This window comes from Streptomyces resistomycificus (assembly GCF_001514265.1).
Lineage (GTDB): Bacteria > Actinomycetota > Actinomycetes > Streptomycetales > Streptomycetaceae > Streptomyces > Streptomyces resistomycificus.
Genome location: NZ_KQ948993.1, coordinates 78,356 through 96,932, shown reverse-complemented (window position 1 = coordinate 96,932; position 18,577 = coordinate 78,356). Strand labels below are relative to the sequence as shown.

The 18,577-nt window shown below is 72.1% G+C and carries 19 protein-coding genes; 8 read left to right on the top strand and 11 right to left on the bottom strand.

The features are described 5' to 3' along the window. Positions 1-364: 364 nt before the first annotated feature. The 3 genes from AQJ84_RS21755 to AQJ84_RS21745 form a co-directional block, all read right to left on the bottom strand. Positions 365-1,546, bottom strand: coding sequence for an FUSC family protein (locus AQJ84_RS21755; protein ID WP_030043935.1), 1,182 nt, complete (start codon positions 1,544-1,546; stop codon positions 365-367). Positions 1,547-1,676: 130 nt separating this feature from the next. Further along, positions 1,677-2,333 carry an HAD family hydrolase gene (locus AQJ84_RS21750; RefSeq protein ID WP_030043934.1) on the bottom strand — a complete coding sequence of 219 codons (657 nt, stop codon included), beginning with the start codon at positions 2,331-2,333 and terminating at the stop codon, positions 1,677-1,679. 42 nt (positions 2,334-2,375) lie between these two features. Next, entirely contained in the window at positions 2,376-3,413 is a 1,038-nt protein-coding gene (locus AQJ84_RS21745) for a PHP domain-containing protein (protein WP_053190456.1), read from the bottom strand. 124 nt (positions 3,414-3,537) lie between these two features. On the opposite strand from AQJ84_RS21745, the gene AQJ84_RS21740 reads away from it, so the two are divergent. Continuing rightward, complete coding sequence (locus tag AQJ84_RS21740; protein WP_051870189.1) at positions 3,538-4,347, top strand: SDR family oxidoreductase; 810 nt, start codon at positions 3,538-3,540, stop codon at positions 4,345-4,347. Between the two features lie 159 nt (positions 4,348-4,506). Beyond that, positions 4,507-4,743 carry a hypothetical protein gene (locus tag AQJ84_RS21735; protein WP_030043930.1) on the top strand — a complete coding sequence of 79 codons (237 nt, stop codon included), beginning with the start codon at positions 4,507-4,509 and terminating at the stop codon, positions 4,741-4,743. A 28-nt stretch (positions 4,744-4,771) separates the two neighbouring features. Here AQJ84_RS21735 and AQJ84_RS21730 read toward each other — a convergent pair whose 3' ends face one another. Both AQJ84_RS21730 and AQJ84_RS21725 read right to left on the bottom strand, forming a co-directional pair. Next, positions 4,772-5,380 (bottom strand): VanZ family protein, encoded by a 609-nt coding sequence (locus tag AQJ84_RS21730; protein ID WP_078632319.1) that lies wholly within the window; start codon positions 5,378-5,380, stop codon positions 4,772-4,774. 159 nt (positions 5,381-5,539) lie between these two features. Next, entirely contained in the window at positions 5,540-6,202 is a 663-nt protein-coding gene (locus AQJ84_RS21725; protein WP_053190457.1) for a DUF4230 domain-containing protein, read from the bottom strand. A 155-nt stretch (positions 6,203-6,357) separates the two neighbouring features. Here AQJ84_RS21725 and AQJ84_RS21720 point away from each other — a divergent pair, with 155 nt between their 5' ends. Continuing rightward, positions 6,358-7,548 (top strand): cytochrome P450, encoded by a 1,191-nt coding sequence (locus AQJ84_RS21720; protein WP_053190458.1) that lies wholly within the window; start codon positions 6,358-6,360, stop codon positions 7,546-7,548. Positions 7,549-7,637: 89 nt separating this feature from the next. Here AQJ84_RS21720 and otr(A) read toward each other — a convergent pair whose 3' ends face one another. Then, positions 7,638-9,512: a tetracycline resistance ribosomal protection protein Otr(A) gene (otr(A), locus tag AQJ84_RS21715; protein WP_030043927.1), complete on the bottom strand. Its 1,875-nt coding sequence runs from the start codon at positions 9,510-9,512 to the stop codon at positions 7,638-7,640. Positions 9,513-9,711: 199 nt separating this feature from the next. Here otr(A) and AQJ84_RS21710 point away from each other — a divergent pair, with 199 nt between their 5' ends. Continuing rightward, positions 9,712-10,665: a ribose-phosphate diphosphokinase gene (locus tag AQJ84_RS21710; protein ID WP_053190459.1), complete on the top strand. Its 954-nt coding sequence runs from the start codon at positions 9,712-9,714 to the stop codon at positions 10,663-10,665. A 25-nt stretch (positions 10,666-10,690) separates the two neighbouring features. Here AQJ84_RS21710 and AQJ84_RS21705 read toward each other — a convergent pair whose 3' ends face one another. Both AQJ84_RS21705 and AQJ84_RS21700 read right to left on the bottom strand, forming a co-directional pair. Beyond that, positions 10,691-11,068, bottom strand: coding sequence for an anti-sigma factor antagonist (locus AQJ84_RS21705; protein WP_225889116.1), 378 nt, complete (start codon positions 11,066-11,068; stop codon positions 10,691-10,693). A 162-nt stretch (positions 11,069-11,230) separates the two neighbouring features. Beyond that, the gene (locus AQJ84_RS21700; protein ID WP_030043923.1) at positions 11,231-11,668 is read right to left on the bottom strand and encodes a MarR family winged helix-turn-helix transcriptional regulator; all 438 of its coding nucleotides are present in this window, start codon (positions 11,666-11,668) and stop codon (positions 11,231-11,233) included. Between the two features lie 103 nt (positions 11,669-11,771). Here AQJ84_RS21700 and AQJ84_RS21695 point away from each other — a divergent pair, with 103 nt between their 5' ends. Both AQJ84_RS21695 and AQJ84_RS21690 read left to right on the top strand, forming a co-directional pair. Further along, positions 11,772-13,226 carry an aldehyde dehydrogenase family protein gene (locus AQJ84_RS21695; RefSeq protein WP_030043922.1) on the top strand — a complete coding sequence of 485 codons (1,455 nt, stop codon included), beginning with the start codon at positions 11,772-11,774 and terminating at the stop codon, positions 13,224-13,226. 25 nt (positions 13,227-13,251) lie between these two features. Next, the gene (locus tag AQJ84_RS21690) at positions 13,252-14,358 is read left to right on the top strand and encodes an NAD(P)-dependent alcohol dehydrogenase (RefSeq protein WP_053190460.1); all 1,107 of its coding nucleotides are present in this window, start codon (positions 13,252-13,254) and stop codon (positions 14,356-14,358) included. A 10-nt stretch (positions 14,359-14,368) separates the two neighbouring features. Here AQJ84_RS21690 and AQJ84_RS21685 read toward each other — a convergent pair whose 3' ends face one another. Further along, entirely contained in the window at positions 14,369-15,319 is a 951-nt protein-coding gene (locus AQJ84_RS21685; protein ID WP_030043921.1) for an NADP-dependent oxidoreductase, read from the bottom strand. Positions 15,320-15,388: 69 nt separating this feature from the next. On the opposite strand from AQJ84_RS21685, the gene AQJ84_RS21680 reads away from it, so the two are divergent. Together AQJ84_RS21680 and AQJ84_RS21675 are read left to right on the top strand one after the other, a co-directional pair. Then, positions 15,389-16,351: a GlxA family transcriptional regulator gene (locus tag AQJ84_RS21680; protein WP_030043919.1), complete on the top strand. Its 963-nt coding sequence runs from the start codon at positions 15,389-15,391 to the stop codon at positions 16,349-16,351. A 67-nt stretch (positions 16,352-16,418) separates the two neighbouring features. Then, complete coding sequence (locus AQJ84_RS21675; RefSeq protein ID WP_030043918.1) at positions 16,419-17,276, top strand: hypothetical protein; 858 nt, start codon at positions 16,419-16,421, stop codon at positions 17,274-17,276. Between the two features lie 4 nt (positions 17,277-17,280). Here the strand turns inward: AQJ84_RS21675 and AQJ84_RS21670 are convergent, their stop codons facing one another. Both AQJ84_RS21670 and AQJ84_RS21665 read right to left on the bottom strand, forming a co-directional pair. Continuing rightward, a complete protein-coding gene (locus tag AQJ84_RS21670; RefSeq protein WP_030043917.1) occupies positions 17,281-17,844 on the bottom strand; it encodes a TetR/AcrR family transcriptional regulator in 564 nt (187 codons plus the stop codon). Beyond that, positions 17,841-18,203: a DUF1304 domain-containing protein gene (locus AQJ84_RS21665; RefSeq protein ID WP_030043916.1), complete on the bottom strand. Its 363-nt coding sequence runs from the start codon at positions 18,201-18,203 to the stop codon at positions 17,841-17,843. Before AQJ84_RS21665 ends, AQJ84_RS21670 begins: the two co-directional genes overlap by 4 nt. Positions 18,204-18,577: the final 374 nt, after the last annotated feature.

Sequence of the window (18,577 nt, the reverse complement as noted above, 5' to 3'; positions counted from 1 at the left end):
CGCAACAGTGGCAAGCAGCGGGCGTGGCAGGACAGCACCAACCCGCTGTGGACGTTCAGGGCTTGACCCGGAATCGCGGCCAGGGCCGGGAGCCCGCTCCCGGTCAACTGGCCGCGCCCCCTTCGCTCGCCGGACAGGGGAAAGCCCCGACCGGACGGGGGAATCACGGTCGGGGCTGGTTCAGGTGTGGGTGCGGATGGCGGTCGCCTCTCGGCGAAAGGCTCCACAGGGCTTCAGCCGAACGATCGTCCCTGTGGGCAAAAGGTGAGGCCCGGGGACACTGTCCCATCCACACCCACGGTCTGTTCAACGGGCAACCACCTGTGGTTGTTCCGGGGTTCACCGCGCGGCGGGGTGATCCGCGTCACCGCTTGGAGGCGCGCGGCACGACATCGCTCCAGATGTTCTCCGCCTGCAACACCAACGTGCCCAGGAGGGCCGCCCGGGCCGCGTCCTGCGCGGCGTGCTCCCGCAGACCGTCCTGCAGTTGCCCGTGCAGGTCCCGTATCGCCTCCTCGGTCTCGTCGGCCCGGCCCGGGCCCTCGGGGGCGTCCAGCAGCCGGCGGCTCTCCGCCCGGCAGGCGTCCCCGATCAGCTCGAGCAGCCGGGCGTACGAACGCAGCGCCGGGCCTTCGGGCGCGGTGGGCGTGCGGTCCTCGTCGCTCGCCACCACCAGGGTCCGGGTCAGCGCCCTGACGTGCCCGGTCACCCGGCTCCAGCGCTCGTCCTCCTCCGTGGACGGCAGGGATGTCGGCACCCGGTGCAGCGCCCGCAGCGGGCCCGAGGTGAAGCGCAGGCTCTCGATGCTCCAGCCGCGCGCCGACCGCAGCGCCTCCAGGCGCCGCTCCAGCCGGGCCGCCCCGCTCGACCAGCCGGCGGCGGACTGCTCGTCCCACTCGGTCTCCCGCAGGTCACCGGCCACGGTGTGCAGCAGGTCGCCCGCCTCCCGGGCGAGCGCCGCCAGGTTCTCCCGTACGTCCCGCAGGTGGATCGGGGGCAGGACGAGCGCGTTGACGGCGATCCCGATGACCGCGCCTAGCGCCGCCTGCCCCAGCCGGTGCCCCACCGCCGAGGCCGACACGGTGCCCGAGGCGATCGTGAACACCGCGGTGGTCGCCCCGTAGATCCCCTGGTCGCCGAAGCGGGACCAGTTCGACAGGAGCATCAGCACGGGCAGGGACAGCGCCAGCGCTCCCAGAGTGTCGTCGGTCAGCCACTGCGCCCCCGACGCCAGCAGGGCGCCGACGCAGATCGCCGTGAACTGCTGTCCGGCCTGGCGGAGCGAGCTGTAGACGGTGGCCTGCACCAGTACCAGCGCCACCCAGGGCGCCATCAGGGCCATCGGGTCGCCCAGCCAGTAGCTCGCGACGTACCAGGCGAGCAGCGCCGCCGCGGCCGCCTTCATCGACTGTACGACCAGGTCCCGCTCACGCCCGGGGCCGCGCCACACCGCCCGCGCGGCCCGGCCTACGGCGTGTGCCTCGCGCCGGAGCGTGTCGACCGGGCTGACGGCGTGCGCTCGTACCGCATCTGTCACAGGGGTCATATGCGGTGGGTATCCCGGCCGGGCGCCGATTCACCCCGCAGTCGCTGTCCGGCACCTCACGCCAGGGCGCCTCCGCGCAGGTGGGGCGTCGTCTCGACGCGGAACCGGCGCGGCGGTCGCGGGCCCCGCCTCAGCCGAGTGGACTCTCCGCCAGCGACGCCAGCAGATGGGCGGGGTCGGCGTAGATCGCCGACGCCCCCGCCTCCTCCAGGTCCGCGCGTGGAATGCCGCCGCACAGGACTCCCACGCAGCGCACCCCGGCCCGGCTGCCCGCTTGCATGTCCCAGACGGTGTCGCCGACGAAGACGGCCCGTTCGGCGGGCACGTCGGCCAGCTCCAGGGCGTGCTCCACGGGCTCGGGCGCGGGCTTGCCCTCCGTCACGTCGTCGGCGCTCGCGGTGGCCGCGATCGCGTCGTCCGCGCCGATCGCCCGTCGCAGGGCGCCCAGTTCCGCGCCGCTCGCGGACGTCGCCAGCACCACCCGCCAGCCCCGCTGGTCCAGTCGCCGCAGCAGCCGTCCGGCGTCCTGGAGTGCGGGCAGCCGGTCGAAGTACTGGCCGTAGAGGGCCTTGTGGGCGGCGCTCAGTTCCGCGTCCCGGTCCTGGTCGCGGTCCTCACCCAGCAGATGCTCGATCAGGTCGTCGGAGCCGAGACCCACGGCCCGGTGGATCGCGTGCATCGGCACCCGGTGGCCCGCCTGCCGAAAGGCCTCCCACCAGGTCGTCACATGCAGGTGATTGGTGTCGACGAGGGTCCCGTCGACGTCGAACACGGCCGCCCGTTCCATTCGCCCGTCCTTCCTGTGCTGTCTGTGCGCACTAGTACCACGTCAGGCGCTCCCCACTCGGTCCGGCACCCTGCCCTCCCGGCTCCACACCAGCAGCTCCTCCAGGGACCAGGTGGTGACGACACGCTCGGCGGGCACCCCGCACTCCTCGGCCCGGGCACACCCGTGGACCTGCCAGTCCAGCTGCCCGGGCGCGTGCGCGTCGGTGTCGATCGAGAACAGCACGCCGGCGTCCACGGCACGGCGCAACAGCCGCCGTGGCGGATCGAGCCGCTCGGGCCGGCTGTTGATCTCCACGGCCGTACCTGACTCGGCACACGCGGCGAACACCTCGTCCGCGTCGAACGCCGACTCCGGCCGCCCCCGCCCCGTCACCAGCCGTCCCGTGCAGTGCCCGAGGACGTCCGCGTGCGGATCGCGTACGGCGGCCACCATGCGGCGGGTCATCGAGCGGGCGTCCATCCGCAGCTTGGAGTGGACGGACACCACCACGACGTCCAGCCGGTCCAGCAGCTCCGGCTCCTGGTCGAGCGAGCCGTCGTCGAGGATGTCGCACTCGATGCCGGTCAGCAGCCGGAACGGCGCCCAGGTCTCGTTGAGTTCCGCCACCACGTCCAACTGCCTGCGCAGCCGCTCGGGAGACAGGCCCCGGGCCACGGTCAGGCGGGGCGAGTGGTCGGTCAGCACCGCCCACTCGTGGCCCAGTGCGGCCGCCGCCCGGCCCATCTCGTCGATCGGGCTGCCGCCGTCGGACCAGTCGGAGTGCAGATGGCAGTCCCCGCGCAGCAGCGCCCGCAGCCGTTCGCCGCCCTCGGCCAGCGGGGCGGCGGCCTCGCCCTGCAGTTTCTCCAGATAGCCGGGCACCCGGCCGTCCAACGCCTCGCGCACCGCCTGCGCCGTCTTCGGACCGACGCCTTTGAGCGACTCAAGCGTCCCGGCCTCCGCCCGCTCCCGCACCTCGCTGTCGGGCAGCGCGGACAGTACACGGGCGGCCGTACGGAAGGCGCGCACCCGGTAGGTGGGCGCGAGGGACCGCTCCAGTAGAAAGGCGATCCGGTCCAGGGCCTCGACGGGATCCATCGCCACCTCCACCTCCAGAGTTCCCCAGCTCCACCGGGGCCGCACGGCGGATCACGGCGTTTGTCCGGTACGCGGCCGGGTACAGCGATGCCTCGTCACCGCCCCCGCCCACGAGGAGGCCCGCATGTCCGCCCCCACCGCACCCCACAGCAAGGTGGCCGTGATCACCGGCGCCGACTCCGGCATCGGCAGGGCCACCGCCGTCCGCCTGGCCCGGGCGGGGATGGACGTCGGCATCACCTGGAACAGCGACCTCGCGGGCGCCGAGGAGACCGCCGAGGAGGTCCGCGCCCACGGGCAGCGGGCCGCCGTGGCGCAGATGGACCTCACCCGGCTGCCCTCCGCCGCCGACACCGTCGACGAGCTCCACGACCGGTTCGGCCGCGTCGACGTCCTGGTCAACAACGCCGGTACGGGGACCATGACGCCCTTCCTCGACCTGGAGCTCGACGTCGTCCGCGAGGTCATCGACGTCGACCTGATCGGACCGTTCCTGTGCGGCCAGAAGGCGGCCCGGCACATGATCCGGCAGGGCGGCGGCGGCCGGATCGTCAACGTGACCTCCGTCCACGAACACCAGCCCCGGGTCGGCGCCGCCCCCTACTGCGCGGCCAAGGGCGGCCTCGGTCTGCTCACCCAGGTCATGGCACTGGAACTCGCCGAGCACGGCATCACCGTCAACGCGGTCGCACCCGGCGAGATCGCCACCCCCATGACCGGGCAGGAGGACTCCGACCCGCACACCGAGCGACGTCCCGGCGTCCCGCTCGGGCGCCCCGGCGACGCCCGCGAGGTCGCCGCGGTGATCGCCTTCCTCGCCGGCCCCGAAGCGTCGTACGTCACCGGCGCCTCCTGGAGTGTGGACGGCGGCATGCTCCGCATGGGCCCGCAGGCCGGCTCGCACCTGGGCGACGACGGCTGGCGGCGGCCTTGAGGCAGGGCCGGACCGTCGCCCTCGTGTTCACCCGGCCGGGTGAACACGAGGGCGACGGGTGACCGGCCGCCCGAGGCGCGGTGGAGGCCGCGGTCCGCGACCTGCCGGGCGCGTGACGTGCGCGCAGCCGCGTCGCGGGTTGCGTTCTACGCTCTATGCATGACCGAAATCGCGAGCCCCTACATCGCCCGCCCGCGGATCATGGTGCTCGGTGTACAGCCGACCAGTCCGCCCTTCCGGATCGTGGAGATCGACGGCCAGATGGTCGGTGAGGCGAAGAGCGTCACCGACGTCCTGGAGGCCGCCGCCGCGTTCGGCATCACCGTCCACGACCTGGACGATCCGGACGTCGTCCGCTGGGTGGGCGGTGACAAGTTCACCTGGACCCGGCACTGACCGACCGGCCGACCGGACGTCGGTGGTCTCAGCTGTGCACGGCCCGGCTCAGCCGCCGTCCCAGCAGGAGGTAACCCACCAGGGCTCCGCTCGTGTTGAGGATCACGTCGTCGATGTCGAAGGCCCGGCCGGTGATCAGCGCGCCCTGGGCGAACTCCACCAGGAGCATCACGGTCGCGGTCAGCAGGAGCACCCGCAGGATCCCACGGGTCCGTGGGGCGACCACGGGTACGAGGACGCCGAACGGGATGCCCAGCAGCAGGTTCCCGCCGATCTGCTTGACGGCGTCCCGCAGCGCGGGCTGGTCCAGATAGGCCCGCAGGGACCGCCCCGGCCGCATGTTGGTGTGCGTCAGCGCCTCGGAGGCGGGGGAGGGCTCCAGGGTCAGACGGGCCAGCACCACGGCGAACGCCACCATCACCACGAAGGCGCACAGCATCGCCAGGAACCGGAGCGGAAAGGGCAGCGGGCGCCGCTCGCCCTTGGCGCCCTTGCCGGTCCTGGCCGCCCTGTCGCTCTTGGCGGGCTTCACGGGCCTGTCGGTCTTGTCAGGCCTGTCCTTGGTCTTGGAAGTCCTCTCGGACCGGGCGGTGCGTAGGCGCAGAGCGGCAAGCGGGCGAGCAGCGGCACGAGCCATGCGTCGTTCCTCCAGTCTTCAACGTCTCTGCGTCGTAGGGCGGTTACCCGGGAACCGCCGGAGAATGCCGTGTCGGAGCGCTCGCGCCTCCGGCGCCGTTCCCGGACACGGACGGGGACGGCGCCGGAGGCGCCTACGAGACGACCGGTCTCGGTCTGATCATGTTCCGTAGCTCACCTCCACCTTCTTGAAGCCGAGGGAGCCCAGCAGGCCTTCCAGCATGTTGGTGGTGTTGGTCTCGGCCCGCGTGGTCAGCTCGCTCTCCTTCGCCGCGTCGGTGATGTGCCGCACGGCGAGCTTCTGCACGGCCTGCTCGCTGTTGGGGTTGTCCGAGAAGAGGTCCCCGAGACGGTCGAGGAAGCCGCGCTGCTTGGAGACGGCGTAGGAACGGTCGGCGTCGAGGGCGGCCTTGCCGAGCTGTGCGTGCGGCAGCCGCAGGATGGCGGACGTACGGTCGTCGTTGACCGTCACGTCGTTCTTGCCGACCTTGCCGAGGTCGACGTAGGCGTCGACGGTGCCCGCCCCGACGTACAGGGTGCGGGTCCCGCGGATCGCGTCGGGCAGGAACTTGGCGTCCTTCTCCAGGTCCACGACGACCTGGAAGTTGCCGGAGGCGGCGTCGTAACGGCTGATGTCCTGGATGGACTCGAGCAGTGCGGGACCCGAGCGGTCGTGGGTCTCCGTGCCGAACAGGTCCTTGAGTCCCGGCAGCACGCTCAGCCGGATCCCCGCGAAGAACACGACGAGCACCAGCACTACGGCGCTCACCGCCTTCGCCCAGCCGGGCATGCGCTTGGACACGCGCCTGATGGGAGTCGTCATGGCGACGGCCCTCCTTCCTACTGTTCGAATTCCCACCAAAGGCCTCGGCAGACCGTCCCGTTGGCCGATTGAGACCGCTGACGGAGGCAAGGACGGCGCACTAGCGTGAAGGGCCGGCGTGAAACGCCCTCCCACCGGCGCACCTGGAGACCCGGATGAGCGCAGACAGCACCTCCCGGACCCTTCGCCCCATGCACCACGTCGTCTTCCCCGAGGCCGGACCGCCCCGCCTGAGCACCCTCGCCACCGGTACCCCGGTCTGGCTCGTGACCCGGTACGCCGAGGCACGGCGGGTGCTCATGGACCCCCGCTTCGACCGGCGGTCCCTGATGGCCGGGGACGCCCCGCCGCTGCTCGTGGTGCCGAACCTGCTGGACGCCCCGGACGGCCTCCTCAACCAGGACGGCCCCGGCCACCAGCGGCTGCGCGGCACGGTCCAGCGGGCCTTCACGCCCCGGGCGATCGCCCGCTGGCGCCCCTGGGTGGCCGCGGTGGTGGAGACACTCCTCGACGAGTTCGCCCGGCAGCCCCGGCCGGCGGACATCATCGAGGGGTTCACCCGCGCGCTGCCCGTCTCGGTCGTCTCCCGTCTCATGGGCCTGGACGACGTGGACTGGGAGCGGATCCGGAACTGGGCCGACCACGCCCTGTCCGGCGGAGCCCACACCGCGGAGGAGGTCGGCGTGGCCATGCGGGAGTTCGGTGCCTTCGCCGCCGGACTGGTCGTCGAGCGGCGCGAGGACCCCGGTGACGACCTGGTCAGCGGGCTGGTGGCGGCGGGTGACGCCCTGGGGATCGACGAGCGGCAGCTGGTGACCCTGGTCGTGGGTCTGGTGGTGGCCGGACACGAGACCACCATGACGGCCCTGGGCAACATCCTCGTCCGCCTGCTCACCGACGGGCGGGCCGCCTGGCCGGGCCTCGCCGGGAGCGAGGAGGCGGCCGCGGCGGCGGTCGAGCAGCTGCTGCGTACCGTGCCGCTCAGCGAGGGCCGGGTGCTGCCGGGCCTGATCCGCCGTGCCGTCGAGGACGTCGAGGTCGGGGGCGTGACCATTCCGGCGGGCGCGGTGGTCGCCGTCCAGATCAACTCCGCCAACCGTGATCCGTCCGTCTTCCCGCCCGGCCCGGCCGACCTCTTCGCGCCGCCGGCCTCGCCCAGCGTGGTCTTCGGCGCGGGCCCCCACCATTGCCTGGGTGCCTGGCTGGCCCGTCTCGAACTCGGACTCGCCCTGCACCGCCTGGCCGCCCGTTTCCCCGGCCTGCGGGCGGAGTTCACCCCCGAGACCATCGAGTGGCGGGAGGGCGGGATGACCCGTGGCCCGCGCCGGCTGCCGGTGTCCTGGTGAGCGGCTTCGGCGGGTCCAGTCGGTGCGCCCGGTGAGCGGCTTCGGCGGGTCCCGTCGGTGCGCCCGGTGAAGGGGATCCGCAAGTCCCCTCAGTGCGGCCTCAGTTCACGGTCGCCCGACGGGTACGACCACCACATCCCCTCTCCGTGTGTCAGCCCGGGCAGGCGCAGCTCGACCTCGCGCACCCGGCGGGCCGGCAGCTCCCCGGTGATCGTCCAGGCCGTGTCCCCGCCCGTGGTCCCCGTGAACTCCGCACCGGACGCGGCCAGCCGGGCCGTCACCGGCGCGAGCGCGTCCGGCGGGACCTCCGCCTCGAAGGCGTGATACGGCTCGTACAACCGGGTCCCGGCCCGGTCCAGCGCCCTGCGCAGCACGATCGGCGTGAGGCCGCGGAAGTCGGCCGCGGTGCTGATCGGCGCGCAGAAACCCGACCGGGTGAGGGTGACGCGGTAGTCCGTGACGGGGGTCTGGCGCGGGCCGGTGGCCATGGTCGCGTGGACCGTCTCCTCGATGGCCTGGTGGAAGGCGCGGGGGAGTGCGCCCAGTTCCGTCTCGTACGCGAACGCCCCGCCCGAGCCGCGCGGTCCGGGCTCCACCCGCAGGCCGATCGTCGCCCAGTAGCGGGTGAGGTCGTGCCACGGAAGCTCGTCCGAGGCCTCGCCGACACCGGCCGGCCGCTCCAGGAACCGCACCCGGCCCGGCTCGAAGTCCGCCTCGATGCCGAAGTCCTGGGTGAGGGTGGCGGCGAGGACCTCCATCTGGACCTCGCCGTACAGGAGCAGCGTGGTGGCACCGCCGGTGGCGGGGCGGGCGTGGAGCAGGGGATCCTGGTCGGCGAGCCAGAGCAGTGCGGTGCGCAGCGCCGCCGCCTGTTCCGGGTGACGCGCCACGACCAGGGTCTCCAGCGTCGGCGGGGCGAACTGCGGTGCGCGGTCGCCGAGTTCGCCGAGGCGGTCGCCCACTCGGATGCCCGCGACGCCGGTGAGCGCCGCGATGTTCCCGGCGGTGAGCGTCCGGGCCCCGCCGACGACGTCCACGCGGGTCGCCCGTGCACGGACCTCGGTCGTCCGGCCGTCTGCCTCCCGCCGCCGGAAGGTGAGCCGCTGCCGTGCGGTCACCCGTCCGTCGTACAGGCGCAGATACGCCGTCCGTTCGCCACCGGGACCGGGCCGTACGGCGAAGACCGTGCCGCGCGGCTCGGAGCCGGGCGCCACGGAGCCGGGCGGCACGGGCGCGGGTGGGATCAGCCGCGTCACGTTCTCGACCAGTCCGGCGACGCCCTGGCCACCGAGGGCCGAGCCGAAGAGGACGGGGTGGAAGGAGCCGTCGGCGGTGCGGGCCGCCAGGGCCCCGCGGAGGTCGTCCGGGGTGGGCTCGGGGCCGTCGACGACCGCCGCCAGGACGTCCGGGTCGACGTCGGCGAGGGCCTCTGCCAGCCGGCGCCCCTCCGGGAGCGGCACCACACCGGCCCGCGCGGTGCCGATGTCCGTCACGGCCGTGAGCGGTGCGACGTGCGGGGTGAGCCTGCGTCGGATGTCGGCGAGCAGGGCGTCCGAGCGGGCGCCCGGCCGGTCGATCTTGTTGACGAAGACCAGGGTGGGCAGCCGCAGCCGCCGCAGGGTCCGCATCAGCACGCGGGTCTGTGCCTGTACGCCCTCCACGGCGGACAGCAGCAGCACCGCGCCGTCGAGGACCTCCAGGGCGCGCTCGACCTCGGCGATGAAGTCGGAGTGCCCCGGGGTGTCGATGAGGTTGATCTGTGTGTCACCTGCGGTGAACGCGGCGACGGCGGAGCGGATGGTGATGCCGCGCTGCCGCTCGATCGCCCCGTCGTCGGTGCGGGTGTCACCGGTGTCGACGCCGCCGAGCCGGTCGATCGCTCCGTGGTCGAACAGCAGCCGCTCGGTGAGGCTGGTCTTACCTGCGTCGACGTGGGCCAGAATGCCGATGTTCAGGGTGCGCATGGGTGGACGTGTCCTCGTAAACCGTGGGCCGGAGTGGGCGCGGGGTGGTTTCGAGGAGTCGGCGCATGCGAGGGACCCTGACGTGAGAGAACACGGACGGCCCCATCATTGCGTGCCCGGGCGGGCGGCCCGCAACCGGTTTTTCGCCAGGCCCGTAGCATGAGCCCCGCAGCCGGAATGATCATGCGAGGAGCAGAGTGTGCGAGACATCGCCGTGTTCAGCGGGAGCGCCCACCCCGAGCTCGCCCAGGAGGTCTGCGCGCATCTCGGTGTGCCGCTCAGTCCCACCAGGGTCAGCCGGTTCGCGAACGACTGTCTGGAGGTACAGCTCCAGGCCAACTGCCGGGAGCGGGACGTCTTCCTCATCCAGCCGCTGGTCAGGCCGGTGCAGGAGCACCTCGTGGAACTGCTGATGATGTGCGACGCGGCTCGCGGGGCGTCGGCCGGGCGGATCAACGTCGTCATGCCGCACTACTCCTACGCCCGCTCCGACAAGAAGGACGCACCCCGGATCTCGCTGGGCGGACGGCTGGTCGCCGACCTGATGGTGGCGGCCGGCGCGAGCCGCGTCCTGGCGATGACCCTGCACTCGCCGCAGGTGCACGGCTTCTTCTCGGTCCCGGTCGACCACCTGCACGCGCTGCGCGAGCTGGCCGCGCACTTCCGGCGCTACGACCTGTCCCAGACCACCGTCGTCTCGCCCGACCTCGGCAACGCCAAGGAGGCCGCCGCCTTCGCCCGTCTGATCGGCGCCCAGGTGGCCGCCGGTGCCAAACAGCGGTTCGCGGACGACCGGGTGAGCATCAACTCCGTCATCGGCGAGGTCGCCGGCCGGGACGTCATCGTGCTGGACGACGAGATCGCCAAGGGCAGCACGGTGCTGGAACTCCTCGACCGGCTGCGGGAGTTGGGCCCGCGCTCGATCCGGGTCGCCTGCACGCACGGACTGTTCGCGGACGGCGCGCTGAAGCGGATCGGCGAGCAGCCCGACGTACTGGAGATCGTGTGCACCAACACCGTGCCGGTGCCGGAGGAGGAGCGCACCGACAAGCTGCGGATCCTGACCGTGGCCCCGGCCCTCGCGGAGGCCGTACGGCGTATTCACAACGGTGAGTCCGTCAGCGCCCTGTTCGACGCCCCGCGGACCGACTAGGCCGCGAGGAGCGGAGACGGCGGGGTCACACCGAGCCGGAGGCCGCCTCGGGCCGGCCGAGGGCCGCGTCCAGCGTCGGCATCGGCGGCAGCAGGCGGGCCAGGCCGGTCACCTTGAGGACGCGCAGGGTGAGCGGATGCGTGCAGACCAGGAGCAGCTCGCCGCCCTGGTCCAGGACCCGGCCGCGGGCGCGGTAGAGCAGGCGCAGGCCCGAGCAGTCGAAGAACTCGACCCTGCTGAGGTCGACCACCAGGCGGACGCCGGGATGCGCCGTCACCCGGTCCAGGTGGGGGATGATCTCCATCGCCGCGGCGATGTCCACCTCTCCGCGCAGCTCCAGGACCGTGTGTCCGCGGTCCTGGAGGACGCGCAGGTGCGGGGTCGGCGACGCTTCCTGCTGCACGACGACATCGCCTCCAACCGGCTCCTCGATGGTGGGGGCTCCGCGTGCGCGCGCATCCGTCCCCGGACTGCAAGTTACCCTCCGTGGACCGAATTTGAGCATGTTCGATTGACATATGTCTTCGAATTGCGGCCGAGACGTGCCGTGGCGTGCGTGACGGGGCTACGACAGGGCGTGCCAGGCCTTGGTGAGCGCCTGGCGGAACTGCTCGGTCTGGTGTGCCGTGAGTTCCCGGACCATCCGCTCCTCCAACTCCCTTACGGGCCCCTCGTGTTGCGCGAGCAGAGCCCGGCCGGCCTCGCTCAGCAGGATCAGCAGCTCCCGGCGGTTGCGCGGATTGCGCTCCCTGCGCACCAGCCCGCGGTTCTCCAGTGACCGCACGAGATCGGCGATGGACTGGGCGGTGACGAAGGAGTCCCGGGCCAGCTGGGCGGCCGACAGTTGGTCGTGTCGCTGCAGGACGGTGAGCGCGGTGTACTGCAGTGCGGTGATCCCGGAGGGTTTGACCAGCTCATCCAGCTTCGATCGCACGACGAGCTCCACCTGCTTCACCATGTAGAGGAGCGACGGAGGTGCCTTGACTGCCTGAGTGTCGAGCATGACTTCAGGTTAGAGCATTGACAGGAAACCTGTCTGTAATGAGACTGCGAACCAACAGGAATCCTGTTTGTTGAAATCTTGGCGATGAGGCTGAGGAGTGGCGATGACCACCATCGAGATCGAACCCGGACGGCTGTTCATCGGGGGGCAGTGGCAGGAGGCCGCCGACGGAGCGCGCACCGAGGTGGTCGACCCGTCCCGGGGTGCGGTCGTCACGACCGTCGCGGAGGCGGGCGCCGCCGACGTGGACGCGGCCGTACGAGCCGCCCGCGAGGCCTTCGACGGCGGCCGGTGGTCGGGACTGAGCGGCCGCGAGCGGGGCCGGGTCCTGCATCGGGTCGCCCAGCTGATCCGTGAGAACGCCGACGAGCTCGCCGCCCTGGAGAGCCTGGACGTCGGCAAGCCGATCAGCCTGTGCCAGGCCGTCGACGTGACGAACGCCGCCAACGACTACGAGCACTTCGCCGCCCTCGCCTACTCACTGGACGGCGCCACCCGCGACACCCCGATGAACGCCCTCGCGTACACCAAGCGCGAGCCGCTCGGCGTGGTCGCGGCGATCACCCCCTTCAACTTCCCGCTGATCCTGGCCGGATCCAAGATCGCCCCGGCGCTCGCGGCCGGTAACACCGTCGTCCACAAGCCGGCCGACGAGACCCCGCTCAGCGCCCTCTTCATGGCCCGGCTGCTGCGCGAGGCGGGTGTCCCGGACGGGGTGGTCAACGTCGTCACCGGCTCCGGCCCGGTGGCCGGCGAGGCCCTGCTCAGGCACGGTGGGGTCGACAAGATCGCCTTCACCGGCTCCACCGCCGTCGGCCGGCACGCCGCGAGCGTCGCCGGGGAGAACCTGAAGCCCGTCACCATGGAGCTCGGCGGCAACGCGGCCCACATCGTCTTCGAGGACGCGGACCTGGAGAAGGCCGTCGGCGCGGTCATCAAGGGCTTCGTCTTCAACACCGGCCAGTTCTGCATGGGCGGCCCCCGGCTGCTCGTGGCCCGCCCCGTGTACAGCACCCTGCTCGGCATCCTCGCCGAGGCCGTGCCCGGCGTACCGCTCGGCGACCCCCGGCGGCCCGAGACCGTGGTGGGCCCGATGGCGGGGGAGAAGCACCTCAAGAAGGTCGAGGAGTACGTCGAGCTCGCCCGCAAGGAGGGCGGCCGGATCGTCTGCGGCGGTGAGCGCCTCGACCTCGACGGCGGCTACTACTACAAGCCGACCGTGATCGCCGACCTGTCCAACGACTCCCGGGTCGTCCAGGAGGAGATCTTCGGCCCCGTCCTCACCGTGCAGCCCTTCGACTCCGAGGAGGAGGCGATCGAGCTCGCCAACTCCACGCCGTATGGCCTGGCTTCGGGCGTCCAGACGACGAACCTCGCCCGCGCCCACCGCATCGCCGACCGCCTCCAGGCGGGCATCGTCTGGATCAACGACTGGGCGATGCTCGACCCGGCCGTCCCCTTCGGCGGGGTCAAGGACTCCGGCTTCGGCCGCGAGTACGGCACCGAGGCGCTCGCCGCCTACACCAGGGTCAAGTCCGTCGTCGTCTCGCTCGACTGAGCGCGTACCGCAGGGAGTTCGTCCGATGTCCATCACCACCCGCGCAGCCGTCGTCGAGTCCGGCGGAGCGCCCTTCACCCTCTCCGACGTCGAGCTGGACGAGCCCGGTCCGCACGAGGCCGTCGTCCGCATGGTGGCGGCCGGTCTGTGCCACACCGACCTCGGCGTGGCGAGCGGCGGTCTGCCCTTCCCGCTGCCCGGCGTGCTGGGCCACGAGGGCGCCGGTGTCGTCGAGGCCGTCGGCTCGGACGTCACCGGCGTGGCGCCCGGAGACCACGTCGTGCTGTCCTTCACCTCCTGCGGGGACTGCCGCAACTGCGACGGCGGCCACCCCGCGTACTGCGCCACCTGGCTGCCGCTGAACCTCATCGGCGGCCGCCGCGCCGACGGCACGAGCACCATCAGCCGCGCCGGGGAGCCGCTCGGCGGGCACTTCTTCGGTCAGTCCTCGTTCGCCGAGCGGGCGCTGGTGGACGAGCGCAGCCTGGTCAAGGTCGACGCGGACGTGCCGCTGGCGTCGATCGCCCCGCTGGGCTGCGGAGTACAGACCGGGGTGGGGGCGGTGTGGAACGTGCTGAAGCCGGCCACCGGCAGCACCATCGTGGTGCTCGGCGCCGGAGCCGTCGGCCTCTCGGCGGTGATGGCCGCCGCCCTCACCCCCGCCACCACCATCGTCGCCGTCGACCGCGTCGGCGAACGCCTGGAGCTGGCAAGGGAGTTGGGTGCCACCCACACGGTCAACGCGGGTGAGGCCGACCTCGGTGCGGCCCTCGCGGAGATCACCGGCGGCCAGGGCGTTGACGGTGTCGTGGAGACCACCGGCAACGTCGCCGTCCTGCGCCAGGGCGTCGACGCGCTCGCCGCCCGCGGCACCCTCGTGATCGTCGGCGCCCCGCCGTTCGGCACCGAGGTCGCCCTGGACGTCAACGGGATGCTCGGCGGCAAGCAGGTCGTCGGCCTCACCCTGGGCGACGCCGAGACCCAGGCCTTCATCCCCGCCCTGGTCCGGCTGGTGAAGGAGGGGCGGCTCCCGCTGCACCGCCTGATCAGCACCTATCCGTTCGCGGACATCGACCAGGCGGTGCGGGACATGGGTGCGGGCAAGGCGATCAAGCCCGTGCTGACGTTCTGACCCTCCGAGGTCAGTCGACCAGCAGCACCAGCTTTCCCGTGGTCCGGCCGGTGTCGCCCAGCGCGTGCGCCTGGGCGGCATCGGCCAGCGGGAAGGTCCTGGCGACCGTGGCGCGCAGCCGCCCCTGCTCGACCAGGTCCGCGATCGCCCTCATCCCGGCACGGTCGGCGTCCACGAGCATCCGCAGGGCCCGGACGCCCAGCCGCTCGGCCTCCTCGTGGAGCTCGTCCGAGCCGACCGGCAGGATCGACACCACGAGGCCGCCCGGACGCAGCACGCGCAGCGACTTCAGGGACGTCTCACCGCCGAGCGTGTCCAGGACGACGTCGACGTCCTTGGCGGCCTCCGCGAAGTCCGTCTCCCGATAGTCGATCGGCTCGTCCACGCCGATCTCGCGCAGGAAGTCGTGCTTGCCGGCGCTCGCCGTGCCGATCACGTACGCGCCCCGCGCCTTGGCGATCTGCACGGCGACATGCCCGACCCCGCCGGCCGCCGCGTGGATCAGCACCCGCTGGCCCGGCTCCAGTTCGGCCGTCTCGACCAGGGCCTGCCACGCGGTCAGGGACACCAGCGGCAGCGCTCCCGCCTGGGCGTGGTCGATCAGGGACGGCTTGTGCGCGAGAGCGCGGACCGGGGCGATGACGTACTCGGCGTGCGTTCCGTGCCCGAACGGGTACGGCACCATGCCGAAGACCTCGTCACCGGGCTTGAACGTGGCGACACCGATGCCGACCGCCTCGACCACCCCGGACACGTCCCAGCCCAGGACGAAGGGCGGCTGTCCGAGGAAACCCCCGGTCGCGCGGTGCTTCCAGTCGGTGGGGTTGACGCCGGCGGCGCGGACCCGGACCAGCACCTGGTTGGGACGCGGCTCGGGGCGTTCCACCTCGACTTCCCGCAGGACCTCGGGTCCGCCGAGGACGTCCTGGCTGATGGCTCGCATGGTCTTCACATGGCTCATGGTCACCCAGCCTGCCCGGGCCCGCCCGACCGGGATGGCATGATTGCCAACCTTCGATAGGATCGTGCCATGAGCGAGGTGGAGCGGGTCCAGCGGGTCGTGGTGCTGGCCCTCGACGGCGTGTACCCCTTCGAGCTGGGCATCCCCAGTCGGATCTTCGGAGCGGCGGGCGGCCGGTACGAGGTGCTGACCTGCACCGTCGACGGGCGTCCGGTGCGCAGCAACGCGGACTTCTCGATCACCGTGGACCACGGCCCCGAAGTCCTGGCCACGGCCGACACCGTGGTGATCGCGTCCATCGCGCCGAACCGGGTGACCGCGGGCGTCCCGGACGAGGTCAGGGCGGCCCTCGCCCTGATCCGCCCCGACGCGCGCATCGTGTCGATCTGCACCTCCGCCTTCGTCCTCGCCGCGGTCGGACTCCTCGACGGCCGCAGGGCCACCACCCACTGGCACCTCACCGACCTGTTCCGCCGGATGTACCCGCACGTCGCCCTCGACCCCGACGTGCTGTTCGTCGACGAGGGCCGGATCCTCACCTCGGCCGGGGCCGCCGCCGGGATCGACGTCTGCCTGCACCTGGTCCGCGAGGACCACGGCAGCGAACTGGCCAACTTCGTCGCCCGCTGCTGTGTGGTCCCGCCCTTCCGCGACGGCGGCCAGGCCCAGTACATCGAGCAGCCCGTCCCCGAGCAGGGCGCCGCGAGCACGGCCGCGACCAGGGCCTGGGCCCTGGAGCGGCTGGAGGAAGCCCTGACCCTGGCCGACCTCGCGGGCCACGCCCGGATGAGCCTGCGCACATTCGCCCGCCGCTTCAGCGACGAGGTCGGCCTCAGCCCCGGCCGCTGGCTGATCCAGCAGCGCGTCGCCCGGGCCCGCCGTCTGCTGGAGGCCAGCGACCTGTCGGTGGACCAGATCGCCGGACAGGTCGGCTTCGCCACGGGCGCCTCCCTGCGCCAGCATCTGCACGCCTCCATCGGGGTCTCGCCCCAGGCGTACCGCCGCACGTTCCAGACGGCGGCGGCCCGCTGAACGTTTCGTGCCCCTGCGGCGTCGGAGTGACCGGGAAGTGATCAGGGGCGGGAAGCAGGGGGCGGGAATGCGCAGAGGGCTCGTGACGGCGATCGTGCTGGCGGCGGCCACGGTGGCGACCGGGTGCGGCGCCGAGCAGGACGTGGACCTGGTCGTCGAGGGCACGGCGCCGGCCACGCCCTACGACGGACCGCTGTACGTGCCCACCAAGGACCTCGACGAGGACGGCGAGGAGGCCGCTCTCGTCGAGTCGGGGGCCGCCGGACGGGCGCTGGAGTGCGACGGGGAGGTCTACTCGGGCGGCCAGGGCGAGACGTGGCAGCAGAGCGAAGGGGGTTCGACACCGGAGGAGGGACTGGAGCTCTACTTCGACATCGACCAGCCGGACCTGCCCCGCTCCGGCTACCGCCTGGAACGCGAGGAGGGCGACCGCGCCCTCTTCTCCTTCGACGTCCGCGGCAGGACCAAGGTCGCGGTCGTCGTCGCCAAGGACCAGAAGCACCGGCCGGGCTGGGGCCCGGAGACCAACGCCTCCTGCGACCCCGCCGAACTCCCGGCCGCCTTCACCGACGCCAGGAAGATCGAGGTCTGGACCGACCGCGACGGCAGGCGGATCGCCACCACCGTCCTCAGCAGCCACGTCGGACCGGAACACTGCGACTGGCAGAGCGTGCACTTCCTGTCCATGGGCCGCGGCGCGGACGCACGGCAGTACGTCCGCGATCCCGACGCGACGTTCGAGACGGACCTGCTCACCGCCCCCTACGACGGGGACGTCCGCCTGCCCGGGGACGCCCACGACACCGGATACCGCCTGGACGAGAAGCAGTTGTGGCTGACGGACGACCGGTCGATCGCCTACGTCCGTACCACCACCGGTGTGGAGGCGTGGCCCATGACGAAGGACACGGTGGGCTGCGCGTGAGCCGTCAACGGCTCGCATGCAGGGCGACCAGCAACTGCCAGACCTGGTCGGCGACGTCGTGGGCGGCGGCGTCCAGGAGCCCGTGCAGCCAGTCGGCCAGGACACCGGCGAAGGTGGCGGCCACGGCCGAGGCGACCAGCGGAGCGTCCGCCGCGCCCGCGAGTTCGCGCTCGCGCAGGCTGTAGGCGCGCAGATCCCGGTGCAGCACCTGCCCCAGGGGGCCGCCGCCCCCAGGGGTCAGCAGTACGCGGTACAGCGCCGCGCGCGGGGCCAGCGAGTCGAAGAACTCCGCCAGCGCGGGCGGCGCGTGCACCGGGTCGGGCCGGCCCCGCCAGGCGTGCAGCGCCTCCACGGCCTCCCTCACGACGTCCGCGCAGGCGTCGACCGCCAGCGCCTCCAGGCCGTCGTAGTGGACGTAGAACGTGGCCCGTCCGACCCCGGCCCGGCGCACCAGCGCGGCCACACCGACCTCCGACAGGGGACGTTCGGCGCACTCGTCGAGGAGGGCCTGCCGCAGCCGCGCCCGGGTGCGTGCGCTGCGCGGGTCCTCGGCCCGTTCGCGGCTCACCCGGCGATCAGCACGGCGGCCAGGGCGATCGCGCCCGGCAGCGCCTGTGCGAACAGGATGCGGCGGTTCGCGGTGAAGGCACCGAAGACACCGGCGACCACGACACAGACCAGGAAGAACACCTGCGCCCGGAAGCCGGTGGGATCCGAGGCGACGAGTCCCCACACCAGTCCCGCCGCCAGGAACCCGTTGTAGAGCCCCTGGTTCGCGGCCATCGGCGCGGTCGCCGCGGCCATCTCCCGATCGAACCCGTGCAACGCCTTACCGGGCTTCTTCTGCCACAGGAACACCTCCATCACCAGGATGTAGAGATGCAACGCGGCCACCAGGCCGACCAGCACGTTCGCAAGGATCTCCATGATTTCCTCAAGTTTTTTCTCGCGGGCTTGTTGGACGGGTGTCTACTATAGCTGGACACCCGTCCAGGAAATCACCGTAGGGCGGACCCGCTCTGCCCGGTCCTGCGCGGCTGGGGAGCCCGATGACTCCGGAGCAACTCCGCAGGTACGTAAAGGGATTTGTCGATGTGTTGGTTCCTGTCGGAGAGTGACGGAACCCTCACCTCCACCGAACGGTCGCAGTTGATCCTTTCGGCTTCAAACCCGATAAGCTCCCGATCGGCGCAGCGAGTTGACGCGATCTCGATCGGTCACCTCGCGGTGCGTACTCATGAGTGCGGTCCCCTTGAACACCCACTGAACACCCCCTTGAACACCCCCCCTGTTCGAACGTG